Here is a 1,952-nt window from a genome sequence, read left to right as displayed (position 1 = left end):
ACCGCAGCCCGCCGCGTTCGCGCCGCGGGCTGCGGTCGTTTTGCCACCGATTTTTCGCAACATGAGGGACAAGGATGTTTGCCGCCGCGAACCAGACCCACTTCAGCTTGCACATCGACGGGTTGGAGCATGACTTCCAAGTACTTGCCTTCGACGGCACGGAAGCCATCAGCCAACCCTACGCCATCGACCTGGAGCTGGTCAGCGAGCGCCCCTCGCTGAACCTGGAGAGCCTGCTGCACAAGCCCGCGTTCCTTCAGCTCGGCGACGACGGGCGGGGCCTGCATGGCCTGATCTACCGCGCCGCGCAAGGCGAGGCAGGCAAGCGCCTGACCCGCTATCAGGTCACGATACGCCCGCAGCTGGCGTACCTGGCCCACCGCATCAACCAGCGCATGTTCCAGCACAAGACCGTGCAGGCAATCATCGCCCAGGTGCTCGAGGAGCATGGCATCCTCGCCAACGCCTACCAATTCCAGTTGGGCGCGACGTATCCCGAGCGTGAGTACTGCGTGCAGTACGACGAGTCCAACTTGCAGTTCATCCAGCGGTTGTGTGAAGAAGAAGGCATTCACTACCACTTCCGCCACAGCGCCGAGGGCCACCAACTGGTGTTCGGCGACGACCAGACCGTGTTCCGCAAGCTGGCCCCGGTGGCCTACCAGCAGGATGCAGGGCTTGTTGCCGACACGCCGATGATCAAGCGCTTCGGCCTGCGCGTGGAAACCCGCACCAGCAGCGTCACCCGCCGCGATTACGACTTCAAGAAGCCGCTGATCCAGCTCGAAGGCGCCGCCGACAGCCTCGACGAACCAGCCCTGGAAGACTACGACTACCCCGGCCGCTTCCTCGACCGCCCTCGCGGCAAGCACCTGGCCAACCGCGCCCTGGAACGCCACCGCAGCGACTACCAGCAGGCCAGCGGCGACAGCGACCAGCCCCTGCTCGCCAGTGGGCACTTCCTCACTCTGAGCAGCCACCCCAACGCTCAGTGGAACGACCTGTGGCTGCTCACCGACGTGCGCCACCAGGGCCGCCAGCCGCAGGTGCTGGAAGAAGCCATCACCAGCGACGTCGACGCCAAGTACGACGGTTTCCAGCAGGGCTACCGCAACTTCTTCGTGGTTACCCCGTGGCAGCAACCGTTCCGCCCGCCGCTGCTGCATCCCAAGCCCAAGGTGCTGGGCACCCAGCGCGCCGTGGTCAGCGGCCCGGCCGGCGAAGAGATCTACTGCGACGAGTACGGCCGCATCAAGGTGCAGTTCTTCTGGGATCGCGAAGGCCAAGCCGATGACAAGTCCAGCGTGTGGATGCGCGTGGCCAGCAGTTGGGCCGGGCAGGGCATCGCCGGGCTGCAACTGCCGCGCATCGGCATGGAGGTATTGGTCAGTTTCCTCGAGGGCGACCCCGACCAACCGCTGGTGACCGGCTGCCTGTACCACGGCGTGAACATGCCGCACTACAAGCTGCCCGACCTCAAGACCCTGGCCACGATCAAGAGCAAGGAATACAAGGGCAGCCGCGGCAACGAACTGCGCATCGACGACACCACCAGCGAAATCAGCATCGCCCTGCGCAGCGACCATGGTGCCAGTGCGCTGAACCTCGGTTACCTCACTCACCCCAGACCGAGTGGCGGCGCGCCACGCGGTGAAGGTTTCGAGCTGCGCACCGATCGCCACGGCGCCATCCGCGCAGCCGGTGGCCTGCTGCTCACCACCGAGCCCCGCGCCAACGAAGCCAAGCACCACAAGGACCTGCCCGAAACCGCCGAACGCCTGGCCACCGCCAGTGACCAGCAGGACAGCCTGGCGGAACTGGCCAAGCAGATGCAGGCCCAGGAACCGGGCGACCAGGACACCGTGGCCAAGGACCTGCACAAGCAGCACCAAGGCATCCTCGGCAGCGGCCCGGGCGACCTGACGAAAAACGAATTCGCCGAATTCACCCAG

General features: G+C 65.5%; 1 protein-coding gene. It reads left to right on the top strand.

Annotation, left to right across the window (positions count from 1 at the left end; translation table 11 throughout):
* Positions 1-74 precede the first annotated feature (74 nt).
* Positions 75-1,952: type VI secretion system tip protein TssI/VgrG (tssI, locus tag DM373_RS28305; protein ID WP_157966908.1), on the top strand; the 1,878-nt coding region annotated here is incomplete at its 3' end.

It is taken from the genome of Pseudomonas sichuanensis (assembly GCF_003231305.1).
Classification (GTDB): Bacteria; Pseudomonadota; Gammaproteobacteria; order Pseudomonadales; family Pseudomonadaceae; genus Aquipseudomonas; species Aquipseudomonas sichuanensis.
The sequence above is the reverse complement of the archived record's forward strand: the minus strand, read 5'-3'. Positions and strand labels throughout refer to the sequence as shown.